We start from the raw sequence: 26,573 nt of genomic DNA on the forward strand, positions 1-26,573 counted from the left end.
AGTCGTTGTGGATTGAAGGTTATACAGTTGCGGCATAGGCGATTTGAGGTTTCCCCTGTTGTGGTTCGAACGGTAAACCCGGTTGTTTTGGATCCCAGATGTACGACGCCGTCTGACTGTCGGCGATCAAACCATCGATTCCATCCGCTGATTCATCCCCGCCGCCTTCTCGGGCAATATAAAGTGCCAAGGGGATTCTGATATCGACCAGTACCGCCGACGCTAACGGTTTCGTTCTGGCCAGGTTGTAGCGCAAACATTTGCTGAACGAGCGGCCCTCCGCCACCAAATACTCGATTAGCGCCAATTCGTCGGCCGTTTCGAACGGAATCCATTGCGACGAGACATTCATCAAGCTCAGGTTGTCCAACTCCGCGTAGCCGGCTTGGTTAATCGAAAAAGTCGCGATAACAATCAAGTGGCTGGATTCGATCCCTCGCCACAAAAGTAATTCCGCATCGAACTGCTTAACCATGCGCTTATAGGTCTGGTCGTTTAGATAAAACGGGTGCTCCGGCAGATGCTTGATAACCAGCTTATGTCCGAAACGAGCCGGCTTGATCTCCTTGAGTTCGCCAATCAACATCCGAAAGCGATTTTGGTTGTCCGAGCAAGCCAAGGACTTCGCCGTTCTGGCGCTGATTTCATCCTTTCTTTCGAGGATGAACGTTTCCGGAATGAACACGATTTCATCCAGTGGCATGGCTTTGGCGACTTTTCCGGCGCAGGCCCCCAACAGGGCTTTGCGCAACCCATGCCAATTGCGCCGTGACTCGGTCGCTGGCGCCCAGCGCTGCCAACCGCTTTGCTCCCAGAGATAATGCAGCAAACCGCGCAGGCCGAGTTTGGCTTCGGACGCTTTAATGCTGGTCGGCTTGGCCGCTTCATCGGTTTCGGATGCTGGGGCCGGCGTTCGGCTTTTCCCCGGAGCCAGACGAAAGTCGAACTTCAATTGGGTAACGCCGGTATCGAGATTTTCTTTGATGGCCGATCCGTACACCTGACCCAAGCCGGACAATTCGGCCGGCGGTTCGTAGGATTCGCAGCCCGGATGATGGCGGCCGCCGCAATTGGGCATCCGTTTCAGCCAATATCGTTCATGGGCATAGGCAATATACAGTTCGACGCCGTCCGCCATGCACAAGCACAACGGCCGTTGCTTATTGGCGTACGCTCGGGCCAATATGATTTGAAACTCCTCGTGAGCTTCGGTGAATTCGATACCGTCTAATCGATAATGGCTCATGGTTTGTCTGTTTTGTCAGAGGGTGAAGCAGCGTCTTCGGCATAGCTGCCGGTACCACAGGCGCGGCACGACATATCCGGATGATGGGAACCGGGATTGCAAATGTGGGGTTTGACATGGATGATCGCGAACGGCCTCTGCGCGCCGGTACGGTTGGATTCAATCCCTTCCAATGAAGGAGAATGCCCGCCACGTTCCGCTTGACTCATAAAACCCACCCCAGAGGCCGCCAGGAATAAGGTGCATCCCATGAAACATGGGATGCGATTCGGTAAATTACATTCTCAAGTGATCCAAAATCAGATCACGCATTACTTCGAAATCGACACCTTCCGATTCGCAGCAGACTCGAAACGAAAACGGCGACGTGTCGTCACTTTTCAACCATTCCAAGGCATCCGTCTTTTGTTCGTCGCAGACCCGGAAGTCTTTCAGCGAACTCAACATCGCCAGCAACAAACGGTAACGCAGCTCGTCGAATTCCGATTCCGTGAATTGAGGCAGTACGTCCCAATCGATCACGAAGATATCGAACTGTTCGACGCTGGGATGAACCTGCACCGCTGTGTCTTTGCGTATTTTCATGAGATCCTCCTAAATTAGACGGAGGACTCCCCCTAAACGGAGAATTCCCCCGTTTAGGGTTTAAATTGACTGCCCGTCGCCGGGAGTCGTTAGATATGCTGATTATTTAGGGAAGCCAGCTACTTCCTTGAACGTTAGCGCGAACCGTTATATCAAAAACCGGAATTCAAACCCGCTGGCTAAATGCATCTGAAATTCACCTGCACGGCATCCCTGCCACGAAAGCTTAAAAGTTAGCCGTACCGCCGCGTGGATTTCGGTGCCACAGCCTCGGTCTCTTCCTCGCCATCTGTCTCGATATCCGCTAGATCTTTCCCATCGTCGGTATCGAGGTCGACACCTTTGTCAATCAAGGCTTGTGTAGCGGTTTCGACTTCGGTCGTCTTGCCGCGGGCACGTGCTTCTCGGTAAGCACTACCGCGGAGGCTAATGATCCGGCGGGCCAGTTTCTGAATCCGCAGTTGCCATTGACGCTCGGTGTCCGCGCGCTTGTCGTTCGGGATGATGTTGCTTAGCCAAAGGGTGTCGACCAATTTCATGGCGTCGTCCATTTTCAGCATCAACGAGACGAACTGCGACACCTGAGGCGAGACAATTTCGATATCGTACCGACCGGGATTACTGTATTTGGGCGTTCCGGAAACACCGTTATCGTCTCTCAATTTCTCCAGCCGCTCGATTTCTCTCAGCAGATCTTGAGTACACGCATCGATCAACCCGGACACCGCCTCTTGTACCTGATCGATATGGTCCTTTTCGCCGATGATGTATAAAATCGTGTCGATCATGTACAGCGCGGACACGACGGATTTGAAGTAGCGTTGATGGACGCGTTTGCTATATTCGCTGTTGAGCACCAGCGACTGCGTAAAGCTGGGGCGACTATAGAGGTCTGTTCCGGATCCGGATTGGGTTTCGGCCATGGCTCACCTTCCTTTACTAAATTGAAAGGCTGCCATGCTAGCGTATTTGAAAATTCAAACCCGCTGGCTAAATGCCTCTGAAATGCACTTTGCCAGCGGGTCAGCTTCTGCATATTGCCACCCCTCCATCTGAAACGGACCAACGAAAAGGTTAGATTGGCGTGCCGGTCCCTGTTGCATGCCGTGAATTTCGTGCGAAGATGAATCATCTGTGAATTATGATTTCATCCATGTCTAATAGAACCGATACCTATGCCCTCGCTTACGAATGCTGCGATACCGTGTTAAGGGAAGACGGCCGCTTTCCGACCATCGACGCTATTCGGGATCGAATCGGTGTGAATAGTCCGACCGTGATCAGCCGAGCCATCAAAGACTGGACACTGCATTTCGCCAACAAGCACAAAGAAACCTTCGAGAGGCCGGATATGCCGGCCGTAATGTTGGATACAGCCGTTTCGCTCTGGCAACTGGCCCTGAAGGAAGCCAGTAAACAGTTTGACGAACAGCGACAACAACTCGAAGAAAACGCCCGTAACGACCAAGCGCTGATTGTCCAATTGCAACAGCAGCTAGTAGACCAACAAACCCAATGGGACACCGAGCGATCGCAACTGAGCCAACACAACGAGGAACTTCGGCACACGAATGCCGAATTGGCGACTGCGCTGGCAGAGGCACGCCAATCGCTCAGCCACACCAACGCCGAATTGGCGAGCACCCGAGAAGCGTTGTCCAGAGCGGAAGGCAGTTTATCGACATCCAAAGCGGCACTGCAGGCACAGGAATCAGCCTGGTCGCATCGCTTCGATCAGCAACACGATTGGCATTTGGCTCGCATTGAGGAAGAAAAGAACGCTGCGCGTCAGGAACATGCACGGACCATTACCGCACTGGGACGCGAGCTGGAGGATTTTAGACTCGAACTGGCCACGGCTCAGGCGCGGATTACCCAATTGATGCAACAACTCAGCGATCGACATGAACACCAACTCAAGTGGGAAGCCGATCTGGCCACCTTACGCGCGCAATTAGCTGCTCGGGAAGTGGAGCTTCAGGCCGAGAAGGACAAATGCCGCCGATTGCACGAATTGGTCAGAAAGCAACGCCGGCCGGCCCAGAATACCCCCGATAAGGCGGCCGGATGACCCCCAACGAACTCGGATTACTACGGGGATGGATACAAGGCTTATCCTGGCCAGTGCTCGGTGAGGCGTACTTGGATGACGCCGGTACCGCTGAGACCCGTCGCACCGTCATGGCCCTGTCCCGCACCCTAGCGCACAAAGCCGAGCTGTTGAATTTGACGGCCGATGCAGCCATTTGGCAACAGCCGTGCACCGGCAGTGCCGAGTGGATTGACAAAGCCTTGAAGTCTTTGGATCGCCTGAAAAGCAAACCGGCGCCATTGCCACAACCGAATGAAGCCTGTAGCCGTTGGCTGCCAGCCGCGGCCGCGGCGCGCTTAGCGCAAACCGAAAACATTCACAGCCTGAGCCAGTTGGCGGATTTCATCAACCGACATGGCCAGCGCTGGTGGTCGCAAATCCCGCGCTTGGGCCAAACATCCGCCACCGAGATTCAGGCTTTTTTTGCCGATTATGCGGAGGTATTGGGCCTCAGTCTGGATTTGGCTAGAAAACCCCCGGCACGCCCCCCGGTAACAGTGGGTTCGTCCGATATCGCCCCCATCGAACGATTCCGGCCACCCGAGCATCTGAGCGGGCAATCCGGCTCAAACCGCGCTCCGGTCGCTAGGTGTCTATTGGACGCCGGCAACGATTTCGAGGCGATTTTGGCCTGGTTGTCCTTATACGACGCTGGAACCCCGACCCATCGCACCTACCGGAAGGAAATAGAGCGGTTTTTGTTGTGGGCGATCTTTGAGCGCGGCAAGGCGATATCGTCGCTGACCACGCCGGATTGCGCCGAATTTCGCCGTTTCCTCGAAGACCCGCAGCCGGCCGAGCGTTGGATCGGTCCCTCTGGACAACGTTGGTCACCGCAATGGAAACCGTTCAAAGGTCCGCTGAAACCTAGTAGTGCTCGCCAAGCCGAAATCATTCTGAGTGCCTGCTGCGACTGGCTGGTAGGCCAGCGCTATTTGGACAGCAACCCCTTCGCCGGCTTAAGCAAGCGCGGCTACGGGCGGCGCCAGGGCACCGATCGATTACTGTCTCCCCCACTCTGGGACTATTTGATTGGCTTTGCCGAACGGCAAGCCAACAACTCCGCTACCCCGGACAATAAGCGGGCCGATCACCGGCGAACCTTGTTCATTCTGCGCTTCGCTTACTTGACCGGTTTACGTCTTCACGAATTGACCAAAGCGAGAATTGGCGATCTGGAACGCCTCACCGGTTACGACGGCGACCAATGGTGGTTAAACGTCGTCGGTAAAGGTAAGGTGCATCGCCAGGTCCCGATTGCTCCGCAGCTGATTGACGAAATCAATGCTCATTTGCGAGACCGGCAACTCAAACCAATTGGTTATGCTGCGCCGAACACCCCGATTGTCGGCAAATTACGCAATCGCTTAAGGGATGCGCCTGACGACGCGCAAAGCGCCGTTTTCCTCAGCGAATCGGCGCTGTACCAAAAGCTCAAGGCCTTTTTTGAAGCCGCCGCGGACGATATCGGTCCAACCGACCCTGTCGCGGCGGACAAAATCCGCCGAGCCAGTACCCATTGGCTACGCCATACGCATGGTAGCCACGCCGTTTACAAAGGGGTTCCGCTGGAAATCGTGCGGGACAATCTCGGCCACAAAAACATCGCTACTACCTCGATTTATGTACATTCCGATAAAGACTCGCGGTACAAAGCCATATTGGGAATGTCAGGTGATTAAGGCATTGCTTAGTGGGTGTTGTATTGTGGAAGCGACCGCTTTCGGGCGATGAAACAGAAGGTCTGGCCGGCTCTTTACGACCCTAAGCCGTCAGAAGCTCTGCACCGAGGCGAATGTCTCAAGAACTTGCCAAAGCTGACATTCTGGGAATTTTGCAAATGGCTAATTAGTCCCAGCGGTATTGCCATCGCCGATTAAACTCAGTAGCTCTGGCTACAAGCCCAGCTTTTCGATCAAACCCATTAACGGGATCATCCTGCTTTACCTGCTCAGGTATCATGATATGTTAATGATTATGTTGATTAATTCAGCGACAATTCGGCCCTTAAACGGGTAGCCATCAGATCGACGAACGAACGAATTTTCGCCGATGAGTGGCGGCCTTCGCGATTCAGGATATGCACCGGAACCGGCGGGCTTTCGTAGTCACCCAGGACGATTTTCAGTTGGCCACTACGCAACGGCTCGGCGATTTGATAGTTCAAAAGTCGGGTGATACCCAGTCCCGCAATGGCGGCGCTGGCCGCCGAGTCGTTATCGCTGACACTCAAAAGCGGTTGCAATTTGACCGTCTGGGCCTGTCCATCGTACTGAAAGCGCAGCTCATTGTTCGGATTCAGGCCGCGCGCCAGAATGATGCGATGTTTGGGCAAATCATCCGGTGTCTGCGGTATGCCGTGTTCAGCCAGATATTCCGGCGAGGCGCACAATACCCGCCTGACCGAGCCGACTCGTAGCGCCCGGTACGACGAATCAGGCAAATCGGCGATGCGAATCGCAACATCCACGCCTTCTTCCAACATGTTGACTACCCGATCGACGAACAGCGCATTGACTTCCACCGCCGGATAACGGCGCAAATAGTCGACGATGCCTGGCATGATGAACAAGCGGCCGAACAATACCGAGGCGGTTACCGTCAGTTGGCCGCGCGGTTCGGCGTTGATGCCCAGTACCGCATCGTCGGCTTCGTCGGCCAAGGCGATAATGCGCTTGGCGTCTTCGTAATACTTCTGGCCGGCCTCGGTCATCCGTACATAGCGGGTGGTGCGATTCAGCAACTTGACGCCCAAGCGCTCTTCCAACGCGGCCACCGCACGGGTTACGGCGGGCGGCGACATGTGCAGCTTGCGCGCGCCGCCGGCAAAGCCCTCGGCTTCGACCACGGCGACATAAACACTCATTAAATGCAGTCTGTCCATTTTTAATTCCACTGATCGGAATAGTTAATTGAATATTTTAGGTATTCTTTATTTTTTCGCAATAGACCACACTGTACCCGCCTGCTGAATTTCACCCAGGCATCCGACAACTCATTCATTTTTCGGAGAACTCTCATGAGCCGTATCACCACCGTTAGCAACGAAACCGCCAATATCGAACAACGCGCCCTGTTTGAAGCCATCCAGGGGCAACTGGGCATGGTGCCGAACTTTCTACGCGTGTTCGCCCACTCGCCGGACGCCTTGAAAGCCTTCCTCGGCTTGCATCATATCGCGGGTCACGGCTCGCTGGACGCCACCACCCGTGAACGTATCGCATTGGCGTTGGCACAACAGAACCAATGCGAGTATTGCCTGTCCGCCCATACCGCCATCGGCCGCAAAGCCGGTTTGAATGGGGCGGAAATTGAAGCCAACCGCGCCGGCACCAGCCAGGACGCCAAGGCGGCGGTCGCGGTTAAATTCGCCCGAGCCCTGGTCGAGCACAAGGGCGAGATCACCAATACCGAGTTGCAAACCATGCGTGACGCCGGCTTCAGTGAGGCCGACATCGTCGAGGTCATCACCCATGTCGGCATGAATATCCTGACCAATATCTTGGGCAAGGCCAGCCGGGTGGACATTGATTTTCCGAAAGTCGCATTAAAACAAGCCGCCTAAGCCTTAACCGGGCCAAGCGCAGGCATCGCATTTGGCCCGGTTTATTGCGCTAACTGGAATAAGGTATTGCAAATGTTGACTATTCAACTCGACTAATGAATATGTCAGAGTAACCTAAACGTTTCACCCCATCCGGAGTAAAGGCTATGGCCCGTGCGTTTGCCAAAATCAGTTTTACGCCCGACGTTCAAGCGGTGCAAGCCGAAATGGGCAGCCGCATGGCGTATCGGACCGCCGAACTGGGCGACACCGAAACGGTGGCGTTGAACGAGTTCGAACAGGTCTTCATCGCCGAACGCGACAGCTTTTATCAAGCCACCGTGAGTCAGAGCGGTTGGCCCTACGTTCAGCACCGTGGGGGCCCGGCGGGATTCTTGAAAGTATTGGATGCACAAACCATCGGTTACGCCGATTTCAGCGGCAATCGTCAGTATATTTCGGTCGGCAATTTACGCGGCGACGAAAGAGTCAGCTTGATATTGATGGACTACCCCGGACGGCAACGCCTGAAAATCTGGGGACGGGCGCGGGTAGTGGACGAACGCAGCGAGCCGGAACTGCTGTCCAAGCTGGAACTGGCCGACTTTCGCGCCCCGGTCGAGCGCGGCATCGTGATCCAAGTCGAAGCCTTCGATTGGAATTGCCCGAAATACATTACCCCGCGTTACAGCCAACGCGAAGTCGAAGCGCTATTGGAGCAGACTCGGACGCAACAACACACCAATTCGGTAGCACCGCAAACACCTGTGGTGCTGGGGAATGGGGGTTACCCTTGACTATCAGCGGGATTCGCCAATTGACGCCGCGCATCCGTGCTTATGAACTGCGCCATGCTAACGGCGAGTCGCTGCCCACCTATCGGGCTGGGGCGCATATTCGCGTGCCGATCGGACTAGCGGACGGTAGCGTCACCTCTCGCACCTATTCTCTGACCGACGCGTCGGACGATCCGGATTGCTATCACATTGCCGTTTTGCGTGTCGACGACGGCGAAGGCGGCTCGTCGGCATTGCACGACGGTTGGGAAATTGGCACCCGCATCAACGTCGAAGCACCGGAAAACTATTTTCCATTGCACGATGATGACCGTCCGGCGTTGTTGATTGCCGGCGGCATCGGCATCACGCCGATCAAAGCCATGGCCGAAACTTTGGCCGCACGGGGTACGCCATTTCAACTGCATTACACCGGTCGAGCGCCGCAGGAAATGGCATTCATCAAAGACTTGCAACGATGGTTTTCCGAGCGATGCCGGTTTTATTTCAGCCAGGCGCAAAATCCGACCCGGCTAGACATACCGGACATACTCCGCAACGCAACCGCCGATACCGTCATCTACGTTTGTGGCCCAACCCGCCTGATCGACAGCGTGCGTCAGACAGCCCGCCGGCTCGGCATTGCCGACGAACGGGTGCAATTTGAAAGTTTCAGCTAACCGAAGGAGTCCAGCATGATCACACTCTACGACATGGCGCTATCCGGCAACTGCCACAAAGTGCGCTTATTGCTCCGTTTACTGGGCTTGCCCTATCAAACCCAGCCGGTAGATTTGCGCGGCGGAGAGCAGCGCGGCCCAAACCATTTGCAACGCAACCCGTTCGGCCAAGTGCCGGTTCTGGATGACAATGGCCTGATTATTCGCGACAGTCAAGCCATTTTGGTGTATCTGGCCAAACGCTATGGAGGAGAAAAATGGTGGCCGGACGATGCCTATCAACTGTCGCAAATCGCCGCCTGGCTATCAACCGCCGCCAATGAAATCTTCCACGGCCCTGCCAAACTGCGGGTACACCATAAATTCGGTAGTCCTATCGATACGGCATCGGCAGGGCAAACTGCCGATAAAGTGCTAGGTATTATCGACCGCCATCTGCAAAGCCAAGATTGGCTGGTCGGCGATTCGGTATCTATTGCCGACATTGCCGTCTACCCCTATCTGGCGCTGGCGCCGGAAGGCGGGTTAGACATCGCTGCCTACCCTAACATCATCGCCTGGTTCCAACGCATTCGCGCCTTGCCCGGTTATGTGACCATGCCCGGTATGTGGCAGGCGTAAATCAATCACCCTTATCACGGAGAAATACTATGACCCAAGAAATCAAAGCTCCCGTCCCACCCTTTACCGCTGAAACCGCCGCGCAAAAAGTACGCATGGCCGAAGACGCCTGGAACTCGCGCGATCCGGACCGTGTCGCTCTGGTCTATACCGATGACACGCTCTGGCGCAACCGCGCCGAGTTTCCGCAGGGTCGCGAACAAGTCCGCCAGTTTTTGCAGCGCAAATGGGCCAAGGAACTGGATTATCGCTTGATCAAGGAATTATGGGCGTTTACCGACCACCGCATCGCGGTGCGCTTTGCCTACGAATGGCGTGACGATTCCGGCCAGTGGTTCCGCAGTTACGGCAACGAGAACTGGGAATTCAACCCGCAAGGCTTCATGCAGCGGCGTTTTGCCAGCATCAACGATTTGCCGATCAAGGAAGAACAGCGCTTGTTTCATTGGCCGCTGGGCCGCCGACCTGACGACCATGCCGGTTTGAGCGATTTAGGGTTGTGACCAACAGTTTAGCATCCTTGTAAAAATCCCGACGAGATTGCCCGCGGCATTCATAACCAGAATGCTCGCGGGCGAAACTAAGCTTTAACGTGCTTAGGGGCTTGAAACCGGACAGTTGGGGGCATTATTACCAGTAGATCTGTAACGCCGTTCATTGGCGAAGTCCAGCCAATTTCCGAAAATGCCAACCTATCGTTTAACCAACAATGTTATTGATCATAAGGATTTATCATTGATTTCTCGATTACAGAATATTTTTTGTAAGGTTTGATCCTCTCCTGACGACTTAGAGGGACTAGTCGACGCCATCCAGGAGATTTCTCATGCTCACCAGCATATTATTTATTAGCGTTTGCTTTCTAGCCTATGCCAACGGCGCCAACGACAACTTCAAGGGTGTGGCCAGTTTGTTCGGCAGCGGCACCGCCAATTTTCGCCAAGCCTTGGTTTGGGCCACGCTAGCGACCTTGGCCGGTTCGTTGGCGGCACTGTTTTTAGCCCAGACCTTATTGGTCAAATTTTCCGGTAAAGGCCTGGCGCCAGACGAGCTGATACACACGCTGCCGTTCATGATTGCGGTTGCCGGCGGCGCCGGGATGACGGTGATTCTGGCCACCCGTTACGGCTTTCCGATTTCCACCACCCATGCCTTGCTGGGCGCCATGGCGGGCAGCACGCTATTGGCGACTTCCGGTAACCTCAATCTGGTACCGTTACTGAATAACTTCGTACTGCCATTGCTGTTGAGCCCGGTCGTGGCCTTGTTGCTGGCGGCTTTGTTTTATCGAGGTCTAAACACGTGGATTAGCCGCCGGGCAAGCGACAACGACTTATGCATGTGCGTGGAAAGCCCGAAACAGCTTGCCTTGGCCGGTAACGCCCATATGCGTATGCCCCTCGTTCCGGCGTTAAGCGTTGATGTTCAAGCCGCTTGTGCCGAGCGGCAAGCCAGCCTGGTTTTCGGCTTTCACGCCGATCGCCTGCGCGACGGGCTGCATTTCTGCAGCGCCGGTGCGGTCTGCTTTGCCCGCGGCCTGAACGACACGCCCAAAATTGCCGCGCTGCTGTTGCTGGCGCCGGGTTTCGAATTGCAGTGGATCATCATCGCCGTGGCCACCGCTATGCTGTTGGGCGGGGTGTTCAATGCGCGCCGGGTCGCGGAAACTATGAGCCAGAAAATCACTAGCCTCACCCACGACCAGGGTTTATCGGCCAATCTGGTGACCGCGCTACTGGTCATATTTGCCAGTAAACTGGGCATGCCGGTGTCCACTACCCATGTGTCGGTCGGTTCGTTATTCGGCATCGGCTGGGTCGGCGGTAAAGCTCATAGCGACGTCATTGCCTCGATTGCGTTATCGTGGCTATTGACGCTGCCTTGCGCGGCGATTTGCGCGGCCTTAATTTATGAAACAGCCATCAACCTTTGATCAATCGCTATTCAGGACAGTCCATGACCACCACCCTTGAGATCACCGAATCGGTTCAGCATTACTACGGCCAAGTGCTGCAATCCAGCCAGGATCTGAAAACCAGCGCCTGTTGCAGCATCGACGCCATGCCCAGCTATTTGAAGGCTTTACTGGCCGGGCTGCATCCGGAAGTATTGGAACGCTTCTACGGCTGCGGCTCGCCGTTGCCGCCGGCGTTGGCAGGCATGACGGTACTGGATTTGGGCTGCGGCACGGGTCGCGATTGTTATCTGCTATCGAAACTGGTTGGCCCTCATGGCCGGGTGATCGGGGTGGACATGACGCCTGAGCAACTGGAAGTTGCCGTTCGCCATCGCGATTGGCACGCCGAGCGTTTCGGCTTCGCCAACGTTGAGTTTCTGCACGGCCATATCGAAAATCTGCACACAGTCGGTATCGCGGATAACAGCATCGACGTGGTGGTGTCCAACTGCGTGATCAACCTGTCGCCGGAAAAACCCAAGGTGCTGGCGGAAATCTTCCGGGTGTTGAAGCCGGGCGGCGAGCTGTATTTTTCCGACGTATTCGCCGATCGCCGCATTCCCGCCGAATTGCGCCAGGACCCGGTGCTGCTGGGTGAATGCCTGGGCGGTGCTTTGTACTGGGAAGATTTTCGGCGCATCTTGCATGATCTGGGTTGCCCGGACGTGCGCAAGGTCAAGCAAAACCCGATCAGCATCGACGACCCCGAGGTGTTCGCCAAAATCGGCATGGTCAGGTTCGACTCGGTGACGGTGCGCGCCTTCAAAATGCCGCTGGAAGACCGCTGCGAAGACTTTGGCCAAATCGCCGTTTATCTGGGTACTATCGACCAGCACCCACACAGTTTCGAACTGGACGATCATCATCATTTCGAAACCGGCCGCCCACTTAGGGTTTGCGGCAACACCGCCGACATGCTAGCCAGCAGCCGCTTCGGCCAGCATTTTCAGGTACTGGGCGATAAAACCCGCCATTTCGGTTTGTTCGATTGCATAGCGGGCCCGCAAACCACGGTCACCAAGGCGGACGGCGCATGTTGTTGAAAAGCGCTGCCGATATGGCGCCCACACTGAACGAGGCCGTGCTGGCCGAACAGCGGCCGGTGCTGTTTCGTTATGCCTTGATCAAACTGCGTAATGCCGAATGGGCCGACGACGCGGTGCAGGAAACCCTGCTGGCCGCCTGGCAGTCGGCCGCCGCATTTCAAGGCAAGGCCGGTCTTCGAACCTGGTTGATCGGGATTTTGAAACACAAAATTGCCGATCATTGGCGGCGCATGGAGCGAGAAGTCGTGACCGATACCTTCGAACTGGGCGAAATCGATACGCTGGAAAACGAGGATGACGATTTTTTCCTCGGCAACGGCCATTGGAACGGCGGCCCCAACACCTGGCAAGACCCGGAAGCCGCCTTGAAACAACAGGAGTTCTGGGCCATTTACGAAACCTGCCAAAACAATCTACCCGCCAAAATGGCCCAGGTGTTCATGCTGCGGGAACTGGTCGGCCTGGAGGCCGAGGAAGTCTGCCGGGAAACCGGCATCAGCGACGCCAATTACTGGGTCACCATGCACCGTGCCCGCCTGCGGCTGCGCGAATGTCTGGAAATCCGTTGGTTCAATTCATCCCAATTCAACAAGGAGTCGCATCATGCGTAATTGCCGTGAAATTACCGAACTGGTGTCCAAAGGCCTGGACACGCCTCTGGGCATCGGCGAACGCCTATCGATCAAACTGCATGTGATGATGTGCTCGCGTTGCCGTAACTTCCAGAGCCAGACCCAATTCATTCGAAAAGCTGCGCACCGCTATACAGAGCAATTGCAGGATCGTTTAGATAAAAAATCTTAGGTCAAGTAACGATGCTCAACGAGGTCATTTTTGAGTCCACATTAACCTGCCCGGAATGCGGACACCGCAAAACCGAGGGCATGCTCACCGATGCCTGTCAGTGGTTTTACGAATGTCAAAACTGCCATACCCTGTTAAAACCCAAGCCCGGCGATTGTTGCGTGTTCTGTTCCTACGGCAGCGTCCCTTGTCCACCGATACAGTTGCACGGCAAACAGGCAGGGTGTTGCGGCTAATCCAGCCTAGTCCACAACCCATCGCGCAGCCGTCGCAGCCAACTTTTGCCGCCGCCACTATCCGCCGGCAAATACGGTAGCGATTCCTCCAGCAATCTTGCCAGCAAGTCGTGATCGATCAGTGCTTGTAAATCGGTAGCGTTACCTTTTTGCATGGTTGGCTTTAATGCCAGTTTGCCTTGCTGCTTTTCCAGAGCAAAGCCGTTACCACATACCCGGCAAAACACTTTGTCGCCGACTTTCTGGTGTCTATGCACGACGACGACCGGGCCGCACATCGGGCATTCGTGCATCGGAATACCGGTATCACTATGTCCGATGATGCCATCCAGCTCACTGGATTGTGCCAACTCGATGAAACGGCGACCGAATTGCAGATCGAATTGCTTTTCCAGATTCACCTCAATCTGTTCGATGGCCGCGACCACCGGCATACCCTGGCGATAAGGCCGGGAACTGGTCATCGCGTCAAAGGCATCGGCAATGCCGACGATACGCGCGGCTTCAGGGATTTTTCTACCGGACAAGCCGTTCGGGTAACCCCTGCCATCGATACGTTCGTGATGGCCCAACACCGCATCCACGGCCAGTGGGGCCATCGGGTGGCCTTGCAACACCTGCGCGCCCAAAGCCGGGTGCGTCTTCATCACCGCATATTGCTCATCGCTGAGTTTGCCGGTGTGGTTCAAAATGCTGTCCGGTACGCCGACTTTGCCCAAGTCGTGCAAAAATCCGCCCAACCCCGCAACCACCGCGTTCTGTTTGGATAGCCCGCTGGCCAATGCTAGGCGCGTGGCATATTGCGATACCCGCCACAAGTGGCCGCCGGTATAAGGATCGCGTGCCTCGACCAGAAAGGCCATGCTGTAGAGCGTATGCAGTAAATCCTGAGTATGGGTATTTTTCATAGCTTGCCCTGGTTGGATGAATCAATGTGAATGGATGGGACTTGACCACTGCTTAAGTCGCAACTTAACCGCCTTTCCTTACAGTACGCTTTGAGGTTTTTTTACGCGGACTTCATGTGTCGACGGATCGAAAAAAAATTGTAAGGAATTCAAACGGACTCCGACTGATGAGGCAGGAAGGCACTGTTGCTTGTCCTGATCATTCATCAAAACACTGGAGAGAACACCATGAACAAAAAAACCTTATCTTTGACTTTAAGCAGCGCATTGGCTTCGACCTTACTGAGTGCAGCTCCCGCGATTCAAGCCGGCGAGAATCCGTTTGCGATGTCCAGCATCACTCCTGTTCAGCTGGCGGCTGCAGATGATAAAGCCAAGGAAGGTAAATGCGGTGAAGGCAAATGTGGGGCCGATAAGGCTAAGGCCGCTTCAGGCGATAAGGCGGCTGAAGGCAAATGCGGCGCGGATAAAGCCAAAGAAGGTAGTTGCGGCGCTAACAAAACCGATGGCGCTAAAGACGCGCCCGCCGGCAAATAAAAGCTTGGGACTACCGCCGATGTACCTATCCAATTCTAATATTTTCGGACTTTCCGGTGCAGGACTTGGTTTGCGGCGTGCTCTGTTGCCCGCGTTGCAAACCGGCGTAGCGGACAGCATAGACTTTTTCGAAGTGTCACCGGAAAACTGGGTCGGCGTCGGCGGTCATCTCGGCAAGCAGTTTCGCAGTCTGACCGAGCGCCACCGTTTCGTGGCGCACGGTTTGGCCTTGTCGTTGGGCGGCCCGGCTGTGCTGGAAACTGCCTTTTTATTGGAACTGAAACAGTTTCTCGATCACCACGATTTCGCGCTGTACACCGAACACCTGAGTTTTTGCGGCGACGAAGGCCATCTGTACGATTTGTACCCGCTGCTGTTCACCGAAGCGGCAGTCAAACATGTTGCGGCCCGCATTCGCCAAACCGAAGACATACTGGAACAGCGCATCGCCATCGAAAACGCCTCGTATTATGTGACGCCGCCGGGCGGCGAGATGGACGAACTGAGTTTCATCAACGCGGTGCTCACAGAAGCCGATTGCTACCTGCATCTGGACGTCAACAATATCTACGTCAACAGCGTCAATCACGGCTACGACCCAGTGGCGTTTTTGCGCGGCTTGCCCGGCGAGCGCATCGTTTATGGGCATGTGGCCGGTCACGACCTGGAACCTTCCGGCTTGATCATCGACACCCACGGCCAGAATACTATCGAACCGGTTTGGGACTTGCTGGCCGAGGCCTATCGAAGTTTTGGCGTGTTCCCCACCCTGGTGGAACGCGACAGCAACATTCCCCCGTTATCGGAGTTAATCGCCGAAGTGGAGCGAATTCGTACTGTGCAAAAACGTTATCCGGTCTGCCGAAGCACACATGGCATCAGCGAGGTGGCGGCATGAACCCGACACCGGCTTTTCAACAACAGCAACGGCAGTTTCTGAATTACCTGCGTCAACCGCAAGCGGACCCATTACCCGAGGGATTCGCGCCTGAACGACTGGCAGTCTACGTCGATCTGCTCTACAACAAATTCGACGAAAGCCTGACGGCCTGCTTTCCGGTGATCCACGGCCTATTATCCAAAGATGACTGGCGAACATTGTTGCTGGACTTCATCGCAAAACATCGCTGCCTGACCCCTTATTACCGGCAGATTCCCGATGAGTTTGTGCAGTATCTGCGACAGGAACGCCAGCATCCCGGCGATTGGCCGTTTCTGGCCGAACTGGCGCATTTCGAATGGATTGAATTGCAATTGTCGATTGCCGAGTCCGGACCGGTGACGCGAAAGCCGTTGTCCGATGCCGAATTACTCAACCATGTGCCTGTGTTTGCACCGGTCATCCAATTGCTGCATTACCACTGGCCGGTGCAGGACATCGGTCCAAATTTTTTGCCTGGCGAACCACAGGCCGTCGCAACTCATATCCTGGGTTTTCGCGATAGTGACGATCAGGTGCAATTCATATCCCTGAACCCTGCCACGGCAAAGCTGATCCTGCTGTTAAATAATGGCCTGACCGGACAACAGGCCTTGCAGGCGATGAGAAGCGCCAATCTCACGGACGCGCAATTTTTAGAATTCACCCAATTCGGCCAGCACATTCTGGCCGATCTACATAGCCAGGGCGCGATTATCGACATTCGCCCGGCATGAACTTCGGAGCTTCACTGATGAACAACCTTGCTAAATCCACCCAAAACGCTTGTACAGTCTGCCTGATTCCATCCTGCATCGAGCGGCTATGTACGATGCCCAGCCAGCTTTCTCGCTGGTTCGACCATAACCTGCATGGGTTGGCGCCCATTTTTTTACGTCTGTTGCTGGCTTACGAGTTCGGCGAAGCCGGTCTGGAAAAACTCCACGGTGACAACTGGTTTGCCGACTTGAGTTTTCCGTTTCCGTTCAGCTTATTACCCGCCGACTTGAGTTGGGCACTGGCAACCGGATTGGAAATCATCGCCCCGATTGCGTTGATATTGGGGTTCATGACCCGCTTTTTTAGTGCGGCGTTGATGATTTTAACTGTGGTGGCGGTCGCCGCCGTACATTGGCCAGCCGAATGGCACACACTGGCCGAATTATGGAAAGGCTATGCCATTACCGATCAAGGTTATGGTAATTACAAGCTGCCGTTGGTTTATTTGTTCATGCTCGGTTCTTTGCTATTGAGTGGTAGTGGACGCTTGGCCATTGATGCCTGGCTAAAACCACGCATGTCCTCAGTCTAAACGGGTGAATGATGAAAACTTTCTGGTCGGTTCTACTAACGATATTCCCCCTGTGTCACGTAGCAGTCGCCGATACTAAACTGGCCATTGGCGAGTTCAGCCAAAATCGCCTGGAGGGCTGGGAACATAAAAGCTTCAAAGGCGAAACCCAATACCGTCTGCAACCAATTGATGGCATGACGGTGTTGACGGCCGATAGCCATGCCGCCGGTTCCGGCCTATTTAAGGAACAGCGCATCGATTTGGAACAAACCCCGTTTCTGAACTGGTCGTGGCGCATCGGCAACCGCTTGACCGGCTTGAACGAACAAAGCAAGGCAGGAGACGATTACGCGGCGCGGGTTTACGTGGTGGTAAAAGGCGGTTTGGCGTTCTGGCAAACCAAGGCCATCAATTATGTCTGGGCCAGTAACACCAAAAAGGACAGTGTCTGGCCGAATGCATTTGCCGGCGATCGTGCGATGATGATGGCCTTGCGCGGGCCGGAAGCGTCGCTAAATGTTTGGCAAACCGAAAAGCGTAATATCAGGGCCGATTTCAAGACACTCTTCGGTGAAAACATTACCGCTATAGACGCCGTCGCCATCATGACCGATACCGATAATAGTGGCGGCAATGCCGCTGCCGCTTATGGCGACATCTGGTTTTCCAAGGATTAATCAAACATGCGCGACACCAAACCTCTGCTGATCGACAGCGATTTTCCGGCGATATTTCGCAAGCCATTAGAGATTTTGCAAATCAACTTAGGCTATCTGTGCAACTTGAGTTGTGTGCATTGCCATGTCAACGCCGGCCCCAAACGCACCGAGATGATGAGCCGCGAGACTATCGCTCAGGTACTGGCGTTGGCCGACGCCGCGAACATTAATACGCTGGACTTAACCGGCGGCGCGCCGGAAATGCATGCCGATTTTCGTTATCTGGTACGAGCCGCACGCGATCGTGGTATCGAAGTGATCGACCGTTGCAATCTGACTATCTTGGAAGAACGGGAATACGCCGATCTTGCGGAGTTTCTGGCCGCGCAGCAGGTCAACATCGTCGCCTCCCTGCCGTGTTATCTGGAAGAAAATGTCGACAAACAACGCGGCAAAGGCGTGTTCAAAGACAGCTTGTCGGCCTTGCAGCGACTGAACCGCTTGGGTTATGGTCAACCGGACAGCGGACTGGAGTTGAATTTGGTGTTCAACCCGCAAGACGCGGTGTTACCGCCCAATCAACAGCAACTGGAACTGGCTTACAAACAGCACTTGCAGCAACATTACGGCATCGTCTTCAACCGGCTGTTTGCCATTGCCAATATGCCCATTCAACGCTTCGGCAGCACCCTGGTCAGCCAGAGCCGCTTCGATGAATATCTGAACCTGCTGAAACACAGTTTTCGCGCCAGTAACCTGGACAACCTGATGTGCCTGAACACGCTGAGCATCGACTGGCAAGGCTATGTCTACGACTGCGATTTCAATCAGATGCTGGATTTGCCATTGGGCGCCGTAGCCAAGCCCAAACACCATATCAGCGAGCTGCTCCTGGAACAACTGCAAGACGCACCGATTGCCACCGCCGCCCATTGTTACGGTTGCACAGCCGGCCAAGGCAGCAGTTGCGGCGGCGCTTTGACCTAACTTTGTCCCTTATCCGCGCTTAAGCAAGCAATGTGAAAGCACTTGCTTGGAGGGTTTCATGCATTGAATGAAACGTGCGAATTTTACTAAATATAACCTTAATGATATATTTTGAACAAAGAGCGTGACTTATCCTTTTTAACGTAGCGCTTAATTACATGGATTTATCTACATTTATTTTTGCCATACAGCGCGCTCCAAATCTGTATTTTTGTTAGAGGTTATCCTGGATGTGTAAATCGATTGGCTTCAAAGCCGCCACTGGTAATTGCTTTGCAAAAGTACTTGATCTGCATTGCACCGCCATCCGACTTGGCATATACAGCCGCTCCGGCAAGACTGCCTTAGTCGTCGGCAGCCTGTTGAATTTGATCAATCAACCACAAGCAGTGCTCGGCTTGCTGTCTTTGGATTACCCGGCAATACAGAGACTTGATGTCGTCAAGGCACTATTAACCTATAGCGTGCCTTTTCTGGTGGCTTCTTACGGCGCTTTAACCGCGGTTGTTCATAATCAGACGGACTCACAAGGCCAGCCATTCCCTTGACCTTAGCCTTTACGAAAGGCCAGCATTGTGTTGCGATTGAGAAAGCCAGCTTCCAGCCAGTCTCTGAATCGAAGATGACTGAAAGCAAGCCCGGCTTAAGTCTAGCCAACCAAATCCAGAAACTTCTCAAACTCCCCATCGTGCATATGATGAGATTCTTCTGCACGCGGATATGCTCCGGATTGCGCGGCTCGGTAATAAGCGGTGTAGGCATCCATCATGTTTTGCCAAACGTTACCGAATGGAATGCGTTTCGGCGGCGTGGGAAAAACCGAGCAGCCGATGATGTCAGACGAGACATGGAAAATCCCATGCGCATGAGGCCCGGAGCCTAAACTGGCGACCGGAACCGACAGGTTTTCATAACACCACTTCGTCAACTCTTCCGACGCGTGTTCGAGTAAAACCGTGCTGATGCCGGCATCGATGCAACTCTTGATAAGTTTGACAATATCGGCGGCGTCTTTTGCCGTCCGTCCTCTGGGTAGATAGCTGCCCACTTGCGACCAGCGTTCGCCTTGAACCCCAAAGTGCCCAACGACAGGAATTCCGGCGGCGACAATCGCTTCAACCATTTTTACGGTTTTATGGTGAGGCTCAATATGCACACCATCTGCACCGCGACGCTGGATTTCCGAGGCATTGCGGACTGCATCGGCTTTGGAAACACAGGCCGTGGTGTTGGGCATGTTGCAGCAAATGAACGGGGTACTGGCACCACGAAGCACAGCTTCCAGAAAATAGAGCTGTTCCTGGAATTTCACGGTATTCATGCTTTTATGTCCGAATAAGGCCATCGGTCCTGGGCTCCCGACGCACAACAAATCCATGCCTAATTCCTCTCCCATCATCGCGCTCGGCGTGTCATGGCATTCCATGCCAATGATTTTTTCACCTCTGGCAATTTTTTCGCCCAGTGTCTTGATAGTGACTTTTTTTCGTTGTGCCTTCATAGCGGAATCCTCTGCAAGTTGTAATTGTTGTTATTGCGTTCTGAACGCGGCAATAATAATATTACGTTGACGTTAGTTTATGCAAGTAATGACCACACCTCTTCCTTGCTGCTTCTAATCGATACAACATGCACAAGCACTGGGAAATGACGATGTCCGACACTATTCATACCGCCGCTGATATCCATAAAATCGATGAAAAGACACAACTTCAAGCGCTGCTATCCGGATTCAGTATCGAGATCACCACCAAGGAAGCCACGAGGATCGACAACTTTGGCGACTTTTTGCCTATTGGCACGGAGGTCTACATCGTCGCGACCCCAAGCACCAAACCTAATGATGTCGTTGATCTCGCCAAGCGCTTACGTGACGAAGAAATGATTCCGGTTCCTCACGTCGCCGCACGCGCAATTCCCAGCATTGAAATACTGGATCGGTGGCTGCGGAGATTAAGTTTGGAGGCCAATGTCACTGCTGCGTTAATCATTGCCGGCGGAAATTACGACAATCCGGTGGGTTCCTTGGCTTCGTCCATGGATCTTGTTAAGAGCGGTGTTTTGGAAGGCAATGGGATCGCAGATTTACGTTTTGCCGGTCATCCTGAAGGGCATCCGGTAGTTGATAATCCTCGGCTCATGAATGTTTTGTTGGAGAAACAAAGCTACTGCGCACAAAAACGGTTTACCACTTCCCTGGTCACACAGTTCTTCTTCGATTTTGCCGCCGTGTGCGAATGGGAGAGGCTATTGATACGATCCGGCGTCCACATGCCAATTCGTGTTGGATTTCATGGTATTGCCAGCCTATCGAGTCTAATTCGACAAGCGCGCTATTGTGGCGTCGGGGCTTCTATCGAAGTTTTGGTAAAACAACCTTCAAAAATGCTTAGAACCGCTTCGTCACGTAGTCCAGAGCGGCTAATCCATTCCTTGGCAAAACACTCTCTAGCATCCGAAAAAACACTTTTCGCTGGCTGCCATTTTTTCCCATTAGGCAACTTTGAGAAGACGGCCGAATGGGTGTCCGCGATAGTGGGCGGCGATATAGCACTTTGCTAAAAGATTTGAAGAAGCCCGGTAACGAGGTCAGGGACAACTTGGATCCCAAACCAGACGAACAATATTGGTCAAATCCACATTCTTGTTAATTGGACAATCCGGGCAATCCTTGCGATTGGGGCGATTTTGACAATTGCCGCATTGGCGAATCAACATATCCGCCCGCTCCAGGTCACGATCCAGCTCCTCCAAATCCTCCAGCAATCCCCGTATCCTGGTGCGCAAATCTTGCAGGAGCGGCTGCACCGCGGTTGATGCTTCGCTGCCGGAAGCACATTGCTGCCGCGTTTGGGCGAGTTTTTGCACCGATTCCAATTCGATGCCGACACGGCCAAGCTGCAAAGCGATAGCCATGCGTTTCAAGTCTTTCCGGGCATAAAGACGCGTGCCGCCCTCGGTACGGTCGGGGGCGATCAGTCCGAGTTCCTCGTACAGGCGAATGGTTCTCGGCGTAGTGCCGAGTTCGTCGGCCAATTCACCGATTTTAAGAACATCGCGCTGGTGTTTAGGCGGAAGGCGCATAATGAGTTACAAAATATAAGTTAGACGTCACATAGTGTAGGTATTGCAATAACCGAATACAAATTCTGCCTTCCAACGCTACCTAGCCGATACCTTATCTTCTAACGGGCGACGATGTTTATTCAGCCTGAGAAATTAGATTTTCTGAGATTGTTGTCAGGAATGACCGGCAAACACGACTAACAGGCAAACCCAATAGTTTTTTAAGGAACGCAGATGTTTAGCCAGACAACATGCAAACACCCATTGCAGCCTTGCCCACTCGGAATCGGTAGGTCGGCATGAAAACGTCCAGAATCTTGTTATTGCTGGGTATTGCCGCATTGGTGGCAACGTTTTTTGCCCTGGATTTGCAGCATTATCTGACACTGGAAAATTTAAAAGTGCAGCAGACCGGCATCGCTTATTACCGCCAGGTTCACCCATTGCTGGCGACGGCATTGTATGCCGCGTTGTATATCGCGGTCACTGCGTTGTCGTTACCGGGGGCGACGATATTGACCCTGGCGGGCGGAGCGATTTTCGGTTTGTTCTGGAGTACGCTGCTGGTGTCGTTCGCCTCCAGTATCGGCGCGACATTGGCATTTTTGGCCGCGCGCTTTTTGCTACGCGACTGGGTACGGGCCAAATTCGGCGCGCGCCTCAAAACCATCGAGGTCGGGCTGGAAAAGGACGGCGCTTATTATTTATTCACCCTGCGGCTGGTGCCGGTGTTTCCGTTTTTTCTGATTAATCTGGCCATGGGGCTAACGCCAATGCGGGCCTGGACCTTTTACTGGGTCAGCCAAATCGGCATGCTGGCGGGTACCGTGGTGTACGTCAACGCCGGTACCCAGTTGGCGAAAATCGATTCGTTGTCCGGCATTCTGTCACCGGCCCTGCTGGCGTCGTTTGCCTTGTTGGGACTGTTTCCGCTGTTGACCAAGAAAATCCTGGCGGCTTGGCAAGCCCGCAAAATCTATGCTGGCTGGCACAAGCCCAAACGTTTCGACAATAACCTGATCGTAATTGGCGCGGGCGCTGGTGGCTTGGTGTCGGCCTACATAGCCGCCGCCGTCAAGGCCAAGGTCACTTTGATCGAAAAGCATAAAATGGGCGGCGACTGTTTGAATACCGGGTGCGTGCCGTCCAAGGCGCTGATCCGCTCGGCCAAACTGTTGTCGCATATCCGCCGCGCCAAGGAGTTCGGCATCGCCAAGGCCAAAGCCGAATTTGACTTTGCCGAGGTGATGGAACGGGTGCAAAGCGTGATCAAGGCCGTCGAACCGCACGACTCGGTGGAACGCTATACCGAGCTGGGCGTCGAGGTGATTCAAGGCACGGCCAAAATCGTTTCACCCTGGGCGGTGGAAGTGACCACGGCTGACGGCCTGAAAACCCTAACCAGCCGGGCCATCGTCATTGCCGCTGGCGCCCGTCCGTTCGTGCCGCCGATTCCGGGGCTGGCCGACATCGACTATCTGACCTCCGACACAGTCTGGAATCAGCGGGAAAAACCGGCGCGCTTGCTGGTGCTGGGCGGCGGCCCAATCGGCTGCGAACTGACGCAAACCTTCAACCGTCTGGGTTGGCAGGTTACCCAAGTGGAAATGGCGCCGCGCATCATGGCGCGGGAAGATGTTGAGGTATCCGAGTTGGTACAAGCGCGGTTTATTCAGGAAGGCGTGGATGTCAAAGTCAATCACACCGCCAAACAGTTTGTCATCGAAAACGGCGAAAAAATACTGCTGGCCGAACACGACGGCCAGACGGTCAAAATTGCCTTCGACCAGGTGCTGGTGGCGATAGGCCGCGCCGCCAACGTGCAGGGGTATGGCGTGGAAGAACTGGGCATCGCACTATCGCCGCGCAAAACCCTCGACACCAACCCATTTCAGCAAACCAATTATCCCAACATCTACGCGGTCGGCGATGTGGCGGGGCCCTATCAGTTCACCCACACCGCCGCGCATCAGGCCTGGTACGCGGCGGTCAACGCCTTGTTCGGCCAGTTCAAAAAATTCCGTACCGATTATTCGGTGATCCCCTGGTCGACCTTCGTCGATCCGGAAGTGGCCCGCGTCGGCCTCAACGAACAGGACGCGCAAGCCCAGGGCATCGCGTACGAAGTTTCGACCTACGGTATAGACGACCTGGACCGCGCCATCGCCGACGGCGAGGCGCACGGCTTCGTCAAGGTATTGACCGTACCCGGCAAGGACAAAATCCTCGGCGTCACCATCGTCGGCGAACATGCCGGCGACTTGCTGGCGGAATTCGTGCTGGCGATGAAACACGGCCTGGGCTTAAACAAAATCCTCGGCACCATTCACACCTATCCCACCCTGGCCGAAGCCAACAAATACGCCGCCGGGGTGTGGAAGCGCAACCACACGCCCAAGACGCTGCTGGAATGGGTCTGCCGTTATCATGCCTGGCGGCTGGGAAATTGATACGATAAAACGATGAGCATGAATGTCGACCTCAGCATCATCATCCCGGTGCTTAACGAAGCCGGGCAACTAGCGGACAGGCTACAAGCCTTGCAGCCCTTGCGCCAGCGCTGCCAATTGCTGTTGGTGGACGGTGGCAGTAGCGATGACAGCGCCGCCGTCGCAGCGGCTTGGGTGGATCAGGTGTTGACCAGTCCGCGCGGCCGGGCCCGGCAAATGAATGTCGGTGCCGCGCAGGCCGTGGCGCCGGTGCTGTTGTTTTTGCATGCCGATACCCGCTTGCCTGCCGATGCGCTCGACGCGATTGAAAACGCCGTCGCCCAAGGCCATGTCTGGGGGCGTTTTGACGTCGCGTTCGATTCGGCCAAACCCATTTTCAAACTGATTGCTTTCATGATGAACCATCGTTCACGGCTGACCGGCATCATGACCGGCGATCAGGCGCTGTTCGTCACTCGCGAGGTTTTTTTAGCCAGCGGCGGCTTTCCGGAAATCGCCTTGATGGAAGACATCGCCATCAGCAAGCGTTTAAAAGCCGTCGGCAAACCGGCTTGCTTGCCCTGTAAAGTCGTCACCTCGGCGCGGCGCTGGCAACAACACGGCGTTTTCAAAACCATTCTATTGATGTGGCGGCTACGCTGGGCGTACTTTTGCGGTGCCGATCCCGACGATCTGGCCAAACAGTATTATGGGAGAAGCTGATGGAAGCCCTGCTGCGCTTCGGCGTGTTTATCGGCATGTTGTCGTTGATGGCGATTTGGGAAGCGCTAAGTCCTGCCCGGCATTTGAGCAGCCCACGCCGCCAGCGCTGGAGCATCAATCTCGGTTTGGCGGCGTTGAATGCTGGTGTGATGCGTCTCAGCATCGGCGCGGCGGCCTGGCTGGCGGCGAACTGGGCTATCGAACAACAGCTTGGGCTGTTCAACAACTTGCCCGTACCGGTTTGGCTCAACATCTTGCTAAGCCTGCTATTGCTGGATCTGGCGATTTACGCGCAACACGTCGCGGCCCATCGTTGGCAATGGTTCTGGCGTCTGCATCAAGTGCATCACAGCGACCTGGATTTCGACGCCACCACCGCCGTGCGCTTTCATCCCTTGGAGATCATGCTGTCCATGGCTTACAAAGTGCTGCTGGTGATTACGCTGGGCGCCGAGCCGCTGGCGGTCATCACCTTCGAAATCATCCTGAATGGCTGCGCGCTGTTCAATCACGGCAATGTCAGCCTGCCGCCGCCGGCCGAGCAGATACTCCGTTATCTATTGGTCACACCGGACATGCACCGGATTCATCATTCCGCCCGGCAACAGGAAACCGACAGCAATTATGGCTTTTCGCTGTCGTGCTGGGACCGTCTGTTCAAGACTTATTGTCATCGATCACAGCAAGCGCAAACCGAAATGACGATTGGTTTGCACGGGTTTCGCGAGCCGCAAGCGCTGGGTTTCTTGCCGTTATTGGCCATGCCGTTTCGAGCGTTACGCAAGCGTTGATCCATGGCTTATACCTTTCCCGATAGCGTACTGCTGATATTTTGCAAAGCACCAATTCCCGGCCAGGTCAAAACCCGGCTGCAACCGACTTTGAACGCCGAACAGGCCGCTGAGGCCCACCGGCGATTGACCCACATGACCTTGCAACGGGCTTTTCAGCAAGCGTTGTGCCCGGTCGAGCTTCACTGCGCGCCGGATAGCCACGATGATTTCTTTCAGGATTGTATACGCCGCTATCCGCTGACACTCAAGACGCAGCGCGGCGCCGATTTGGGCGAACGCATGCAGCACGCCTTCGCCGATGCCTTGAGCCGATACCGGCATGCCGTGCTGATGGGTTGTGACTGCCCCAGTCTTACCATCGACGATTTGCAACAAGCATGGATGAATTTACATGAGGGGCACGATGCAGTCATCGCACCTGCCGACGATGGCGGTTACGTCATGATCGGCCTGAACCAGGCACAACCAAGCCTGTTTAGCGACATGAGCTGGGGCCACGACCAAGTGATGGCCGCCACCCGCCGCCGGGCCAAGGACTTAGGCTTGAAGATTTACGAACTGGATAGTCAATGGGACGTAGATAACTATCAGGACTGGCGGCGTTATTTAGCGTTGGCAAATGGCTGAGGGAAAAGGAAGCCCAAAGGTTTCTTTAACTGTTTATGCATAC

Annotated in this window: 31 protein-coding genes; 24 read left to right on the plus strand and 7 right to left on the minus strand. The window is 54.6% G+C overall.

The genetic code is table 11. The features are described 5' to 3' along the window. Positions 1 to 19: 19 nt before the first annotated feature. The 3 genes from QLH52_RS06030 to QLH52_RS06040 all read right to left on the minus strand — a co-directional run bounded on the left by QLH52_RS06030 (position 20) and on the right by QLH52_RS06040 (position 2,754). Positions 20 to 1,246, minus strand: a complete 1,227-nt coding sequence (locus QLH52_RS06030; protein ID WP_064023656.1) for a DUF1173 domain-containing protein — start codon at positions 1,244 to 1,246, stop codon at positions 20 to 22. A 276-nt stretch (positions 1,247 to 1,522) separates the two neighbouring features. Beyond that, positions 1,523 to 1,831 carry a hypothetical protein gene (locus tag QLH52_RS06035; protein ID WP_319960915.1) on the minus strand — a complete coding sequence of 103 codons (309 nt, stop codon included), beginning with the start codon at positions 1,829 to 1,831 and terminating at the stop codon, positions 1,523 to 1,525. 233 nt (positions 1,832 to 2,064) lie between these two features. Further along, positions 2,065 to 2,754, minus strand: a complete 690-nt coding sequence (locus QLH52_RS06040; RefSeq protein WP_064023833.1) for a hypothetical protein — start codon at positions 2,752 to 2,754, stop codon at positions 2,065 to 2,067. Between the two features lie 230 nt (positions 2,755 to 2,984). Between QLH52_RS06040 and QLH52_RS06045 the strand changes: the two genes are divergently transcribed. Beyond that, the gene (locus QLH52_RS06045) at positions 2,985 to 3,902 is read left to right on the plus strand and encodes a DNA-binding protein (protein ID WP_064023832.1); all 918 of its coding nucleotides are present in this window, start codon (positions 2,985 to 2,987) and stop codon (positions 3,900 to 3,902) included. Further along, complete coding sequence (locus QLH52_RS06050; RefSeq protein ID WP_082881144.1) at positions 3,899 to 5,605, plus strand: tyrosine-type recombinase/integrase; 1,707 nt, start codon at positions 3,899 to 3,901, stop codon at positions 5,603 to 5,605. The genes QLH52_RS06045 and QLH52_RS06050 overlap by 4 nt, the downstream gene beginning before the upstream one ends. Positions 5,606 to 5,907: 302 nt before the next feature. On the opposite strand, the gene QLH52_RS06055 is transcribed toward QLH52_RS06050, so the two are convergent. Continuing rightward, on the minus strand, positions 5,908 to 6,807 hold the full coding sequence (locus QLH52_RS06055) for a LysR family transcriptional regulator (RefSeq protein ID WP_319960916.1): 900 nt from the start codon (positions 6,805 to 6,807) through the stop codon (positions 5,908 to 5,910). A gap of 135 nt (positions 6,808 to 6,942) precedes the next feature. On the opposite strand from QLH52_RS06055, the gene QLH52_RS06060 reads away from it, so the two are divergent. From QLH52_RS06060 to QLH52_RS06105, 10 genes are all read left to right on the plus strand, one after another. Further along, entirely contained in the window at positions 6,943 to 7,488 is a 546-nt protein-coding gene (locus QLH52_RS06060; protein WP_319960917.1) for a carboxymuconolactone decarboxylase family protein, read from the plus strand. 146 nt (positions 7,489 to 7,634) lie between these two features. Continuing rightward, positions 7,635 to 8,264: a pyridoxamine 5'-phosphate oxidase family protein gene (locus tag QLH52_RS06065; RefSeq protein WP_319960918.1), complete on the plus strand. Its 630-nt coding sequence runs from the start codon at positions 7,635 to 7,637 to the stop codon at positions 8,262 to 8,264. Next, positions 8,261 to 8,923, plus strand: coding sequence for a ferredoxin reductase (locus QLH52_RS06070; RefSeq protein WP_319960919.1), 663 nt, complete (start codon positions 8,261 to 8,263; stop codon positions 8,921 to 8,923). The genes QLH52_RS06065 and QLH52_RS06070 overlap by 4 nt, the downstream gene beginning before the upstream one ends. Positions 8,924 to 8,938: 15 nt before the next feature. Further along, a complete protein-coding gene (locus QLH52_RS06075; protein WP_256603337.1) occupies positions 8,939 to 9,544 on the plus strand; it encodes a glutathione S-transferase family protein in 606 nt (201 codons plus the stop codon). A 29-nt stretch (positions 9,545 to 9,573) separates the two neighbouring features. After that, the gene (locus QLH52_RS06080; protein WP_319960920.1) at positions 9,574 to 10,047 is read left to right on the plus strand and encodes a nuclear transport factor 2 family protein; all 474 of its coding nucleotides are present in this window, start codon (positions 9,574 to 9,576) and stop codon (positions 10,045 to 10,047) included. 323 nt (positions 10,048 to 10,370) lie between these two features. After that, on the plus strand, positions 10,371 to 11,477 hold the full coding sequence (locus QLH52_RS06085) for an inorganic phosphate transporter (protein WP_319960921.1): 1,107 nt from the start codon (positions 10,371 to 10,373) through the stop codon (positions 11,475 to 11,477). A 23-nt stretch (positions 11,478 to 11,500) separates the two neighbouring features. After that, positions 11,501 to 12,544, plus strand: coding sequence for a methyltransferase domain-containing protein (locus QLH52_RS06090; RefSeq protein ID WP_319960922.1), 1,044 nt, complete (start codon positions 11,501 to 11,503; stop codon positions 12,542 to 12,544). Beyond that, positions 12,535 to 13,158 (plus strand): sigma-70 family RNA polymerase sigma factor, encoded by a 624-nt coding sequence (locus QLH52_RS06095; RefSeq protein ID WP_319960923.1) that lies wholly within the window; start codon positions 12,535 to 12,537, stop codon positions 13,156 to 13,158. The genes QLH52_RS06090 and QLH52_RS06095 overlap by 10 nt, the downstream gene beginning before the upstream one ends. Next, complete coding sequence (locus QLH52_RS06100) at positions 13,151 to 13,351, plus strand: zf-HC2 domain-containing protein (protein ID WP_319960924.1); 201 nt, start codon at positions 13,151 to 13,153, stop codon at positions 13,349 to 13,351. The genes QLH52_RS06095 and QLH52_RS06100 overlap by 8 nt, the downstream gene beginning before the upstream one ends. Positions 13,352 to 13,362: 11 nt before the next feature. After that, entirely contained in the window at positions 13,363 to 13,587 is a 225-nt protein-coding gene (locus QLH52_RS06105; protein WP_319960925.1) for a GDCCVxC domain-containing (seleno)protein, read from the plus strand. Here QLH52_RS06105 and QLH52_RS06110 read toward each other — a convergent pair. Further along, a complete protein-coding gene (locus QLH52_RS06110; RefSeq protein ID WP_319960926.1) occupies positions 13,584 to 14,495 on the minus strand; it encodes an HD-GYP domain-containing protein in 912 nt (303 codons plus the stop codon). The two genes, QLH52_RS06105 and QLH52_RS06110, sit on opposite strands and share 4 nt — an antisense overlap. A 228-nt stretch (positions 14,496 to 14,723) precedes the next feature. Here QLH52_RS06110 and QLH52_RS06115 point away from each other — a divergent pair, with 228 nt between their 5' ends. The 7 genes from QLH52_RS06115 (at position 14,724) to QLH52_RS06145 (ending at position 19,439) form a co-directional block, all read left to right on the plus strand. Then, positions 14,724 to 15,032: an HvfA family oxazolone/thioamide-modified RiPP metallophore gene (locus tag QLH52_RS06115; RefSeq protein WP_319960927.1), complete on the plus strand. Its 309-nt coding sequence runs from the start codon at positions 14,724 to 14,726 to the stop codon at positions 15,030 to 15,032. Between the two features lie 19 nt (positions 15,033 to 15,051). Further along, a complete protein-coding gene (locus QLH52_RS06120; RefSeq protein ID WP_319960928.1) occupies positions 15,052 to 15,930 on the plus strand; it encodes an HvfB family MNIO-type RiPP peptide maturase in 879 nt (292 codons plus the stop codon). Further along, the gene (locus QLH52_RS06125; protein WP_319960929.1) at positions 15,927 to 16,688 is read left to right on the plus strand and encodes an HvfC family RiPP maturation protein; all 762 of its coding nucleotides are present in this window, start codon (positions 15,927 to 15,929) and stop codon (positions 16,686 to 16,688) included. The genes QLH52_RS06120 and QLH52_RS06125 overlap by 4 nt, the downstream gene beginning before the upstream one ends. A gap of 17 nt (positions 16,689 to 16,705) precedes the next feature. Continuing rightward, positions 16,706 to 17,263: an HvfX family Cu-binding RiPP maturation protein gene (locus QLH52_RS06130; protein WP_319960930.1), complete on the plus strand. Its 558-nt coding sequence runs from the start codon at positions 16,706 to 16,708 to the stop codon at positions 17,261 to 17,263. Positions 17,264 to 17,274: 11 nt separating this feature from the next. Continuing rightward, complete coding sequence (locus tag QLH52_RS06135; RefSeq protein WP_425257140.1) at positions 17,275 to 17,922, plus strand: DUF3047 domain-containing protein; 648 nt, start codon at positions 17,275 to 17,277, stop codon at positions 17,920 to 17,922. Between the two features lie 6 nt (positions 17,923 to 17,928). Continuing rightward, positions 17,929 to 18,891 carry an arsenosugar biosynthesis radical SAM (seleno)protein ArsS gene (arsS, locus tag QLH52_RS06140; RefSeq protein ID WP_319960932.1) on the plus strand — a complete coding sequence of 321 codons (963 nt, stop codon included), beginning with the start codon at positions 17,929 to 17,931 and terminating at the stop codon, positions 18,889 to 18,891. A 230-nt stretch (positions 18,892 to 19,121) separates the two neighbouring features. After that, on the plus strand, positions 19,122 to 19,439 hold the full coding sequence (locus tag QLH52_RS06145) for a hypothetical protein (RefSeq protein ID WP_319960933.1): 318 nt from the start codon (positions 19,122 to 19,124) through the stop codon (positions 19,437 to 19,439). 101 nt (positions 19,440 to 19,540) lie between these two features. On the opposite strand, the gene QLH52_RS06150 is transcribed toward QLH52_RS06145, so the two are convergent. Next, positions 19,541 to 20,392 (minus strand): 3-methyl-2-oxobutanoate hydroxymethyltransferase, encoded by an 852-nt coding sequence (locus tag QLH52_RS06150; RefSeq protein WP_319960934.1) that lies wholly within the window; start codon positions 20,390 to 20,392, stop codon positions 19,541 to 19,543. A 152-nt stretch (positions 20,393 to 20,544) separates the two neighbouring features. Here QLH52_RS06150 and QLH52_RS06155 point away from each other — a divergent pair, with 152 nt between their 5' ends. After that, positions 20,545 to 21,453: a methylenetetrahydrofolate reductase gene (locus QLH52_RS06155; protein ID WP_319960935.1), complete on the plus strand. Its 909-nt coding sequence runs from the start codon at positions 20,545 to 20,547 to the stop codon at positions 21,451 to 21,453. Between the two features lie 27 nt (positions 21,454 to 21,480). Here QLH52_RS06155 and QLH52_RS06160 read toward each other — a convergent pair whose 3' ends face one another. Further along, positions 21,481 to 21,975 carry a MerR family transcriptional regulator gene (locus QLH52_RS06160; protein WP_319960936.1) on the minus strand — a complete coding sequence of 165 codons (495 nt, stop codon included), beginning with the start codon at positions 21,973 to 21,975 and terminating at the stop codon, positions 21,481 to 21,483. A gap of 281 nt (positions 21,976 to 22,256) precedes the next feature. Here QLH52_RS06160 and QLH52_RS06165 point away from each other — a divergent pair, with 281 nt between their 5' ends. From QLH52_RS06165 to QLH52_RS06180, 4 genes are read left to right on the plus strand one after another with little or no spacing between them, the layout of a single operon-like run. After that, positions 22,257 to 24,407, plus strand: coding sequence for an FAD-dependent oxidoreductase (locus tag QLH52_RS06165; protein WP_319960937.1), 2,151 nt, complete (start codon positions 22,257 to 22,259; stop codon positions 24,405 to 24,407). Between the two features lie 12 nt (positions 24,408 to 24,419). Beyond that, positions 24,420 to 25,109, plus strand: a complete 690-nt coding sequence (locus QLH52_RS06170; RefSeq protein ID WP_319960938.1) for a TIGR04283 family arsenosugar biosynthesis glycosyltransferase — start codon at positions 24,420 to 24,422, stop codon at positions 25,107 to 25,109. Further along, positions 25,109 to 25,900 (plus strand): sterol desaturase family protein, encoded by a 792-nt coding sequence (locus QLH52_RS06175; RefSeq protein ID WP_319960939.1) that lies wholly within the window; start codon positions 25,109 to 25,111, stop codon positions 25,898 to 25,900. The genes QLH52_RS06170 and QLH52_RS06175 overlap by 1 nt, the downstream gene beginning before the upstream one ends. Positions 25,901 to 25,903: 3 nt before the next feature. Next, positions 25,904 to 26,530: a TIGR04282 family arsenosugar biosynthesis glycosyltransferase gene (locus QLH52_RS06180; protein ID WP_319960940.1), complete on the plus strand. Its 627-nt coding sequence runs from the start codon at positions 25,904 to 25,906 to the stop codon at positions 26,528 to 26,530. Positions 26,531 to 26,573 lie beyond the last annotated feature (43 nt).

Source organism: Methylomonas defluvii, from assembly GCF_033949435.1.
In the GTDB taxonomy this organism is placed as follows: domain Bacteria; phylum Pseudomonadota; class Gammaproteobacteria; order Methylococcales; family Methylomonadaceae; genus Methylomonas; species Methylomonas defluvii.

Bases quoted from the DNA above. Each gene is read 5' to 3' on its own strand.
- QLH52_RS06030 (WP_064023656.1), bottom strand. From the start codon at position 1,246: ATGAGCCATTATCGATTAGACGGTATCGAATTCACCGAAGCTCACGAG.
- QLH52_RS06035 (WP_319960915.1), bottom strand. From the start codon at position 1,831: ATGAAAATACGCAAAGACACAGCGGTGCAGGTTCATCCCAGCGTCGAA.
- QLH52_RS06040 (WP_064023833.1), bottom strand. From the start codon at position 2,754: ATGGCCGAAACCCAATCCGGATCCGGAACAGACCTCTATAGTCGCCCC.
- QLH52_RS06045 (WP_064023832.1), top strand. From the start codon at position 2,985: ATGTCTAATAGAACCGATACCTATGCCCTCGCTTACGAATGCTGCGAT.
- QLH52_RS06050 (WP_082881144.1), top strand. From the start codon at position 3,899: ATGACCCCCAACGAACTCGGATTACTACGGGGATGGATACAAGGCTTA.
- QLH52_RS06055 (WP_319960916.1), bottom strand. From the start codon at position 6,807: ATGGACAGACTGCATTTAATGAGTGTTTATGTCGCCGTGGTCGAAGCC.
- QLH52_RS06060 (WP_319960917.1), top strand. From the start codon at position 6,943: ATGAGCCGTATCACCACCGTTAGCAACGAAACCGCCAATATCGAACAA.
- QLH52_RS06065 (WP_319960918.1), top strand. From the start codon at position 7,635: ATGGCCCGTGCGTTTGCCAAAATCAGTTTTACGCCCGACGTTCAAGCG.
- QLH52_RS06075 (WP_256603337.1), top strand. From the start codon at position 8,939: ATGATCACACTCTACGACATGGCGCTATCCGGCAACTGCCACAAAGTG.
- QLH52_RS06080 (WP_319960920.1), top strand. From the start codon at position 9,574: ATGACCCAAGAAATCAAAGCTCCCGTCCCACCCTTTACCGCTGAAACC.
- QLH52_RS06085 (WP_319960921.1), top strand. From the start codon at position 10,371: ATGCTCACCAGCATATTATTTATTAGCGTTTGCTTTCTAGCCTATGCC.
- QLH52_RS06090 (WP_319960922.1), top strand. From the start codon at position 11,501: ATGACCACCACCCTTGAGATCACCGAATCGGTTCAGCATTACTACGGC.
- QLH52_RS06095 (WP_319960923.1), top strand. From the start codon at position 12,535: ATGTTGTTGAAAAGCGCTGCCGATATGGCGCCCACACTGAACGAGGCC.
- QLH52_RS06100 (WP_319960924.1), top strand. From the start codon at position 13,151: ATGCGTAATTGCCGTGAAATTACCGAACTGGTGTCCAAAGGCCTGGAC.
- QLH52_RS06105 (WP_319960925.1), top strand. From the start codon at position 13,363: ATGCTCAACGAGGTCATTTTTGAGTCCACATTAACCTGCCCGGAATGC.
- QLH52_RS06110 (WP_319960926.1), bottom strand. From the start codon at position 14,495: ATGAAAAATACCCATACTCAGGATTTACTGCATACGCTCTACAGCATG.
- QLH52_RS06115 (WP_319960927.1), top strand. From the start codon at position 14,724: ATGAACAAAAAAACCTTATCTTTGACTTTAAGCAGCGCATTGGCTTCG.
- QLH52_RS06120 (WP_319960928.1), top strand. From the start codon at position 15,052: ATGTACCTATCCAATTCTAATATTTTCGGACTTTCCGGTGCAGGACTT.
- QLH52_RS06125 (WP_319960929.1), top strand. From the start codon at position 15,927: ATGAACCCGACACCGGCTTTTCAACAACAGCAACGGCAGTTTCTGAAT.
- QLH52_RS06130 (WP_319960930.1), top strand. From the start codon at position 16,706: ATGAACAACCTTGCTAAATCCACCCAAAACGCTTGTACAGTCTGCCTG.
- QLH52_RS06135 (WP_425257140.1), top strand. From the start codon at position 17,275: ATGAAAACTTTCTGGTCGGTTCTACTAACGATATTCCCCCTGTGTCAC.
- arsS (WP_319960932.1), top strand. From the start codon at position 17,929: ATGCGCGACACCAAACCTCTGCTGATCGACAGCGATTTTCCGGCGATA.
- QLH52_RS06145 (WP_319960933.1), top strand. From the start codon at position 19,122: ATGTGTAAATCGATTGGCTTCAAAGCCGCCACTGGTAATTGCTTTGCA.
- QLH52_RS06150 (WP_319960934.1), bottom strand. From the start codon at position 20,392: ATGAAGGCACAACGAAAAAAAGTCACTATCAAGACACTGGGCGAAAAA.
- QLH52_RS06155 (WP_319960935.1), top strand. From the start codon at position 20,545: ATGTCCGACACTATTCATACCGCCGCTGATATCCATAAAATCGATGAA.
- QLH52_RS06160 (WP_319960936.1), bottom strand. From the start codon at position 21,975: ATGCGCCTTCCGCCTAAACACCAGCGCGATGTTCTTAAAATCGGTGAA.
- QLH52_RS06165 (WP_319960937.1), top strand. From the start codon at position 22,257: ATGAAAACGTCCAGAATCTTGTTATTGCTGGGTATTGCCGCATTGGTG.
- QLH52_RS06170 (WP_319960938.1), top strand. From the start codon at position 24,420: ATGAGCATGAATGTCGACCTCAGCATCATCATCCCGGTGCTTAACGAA.
- QLH52_RS06175 (WP_319960939.1), top strand. From the start codon at position 25,109: ATGGAAGCCCTGCTGCGCTTCGGCGTGTTTATCGGCATGTTGTCGTTG.
- QLH52_RS06180 (WP_319960940.1), top strand. From the start codon at position 25,904: ATGGCTTATACCTTTCCCGATAGCGTACTGCTGATATTTTGCAAAGCA.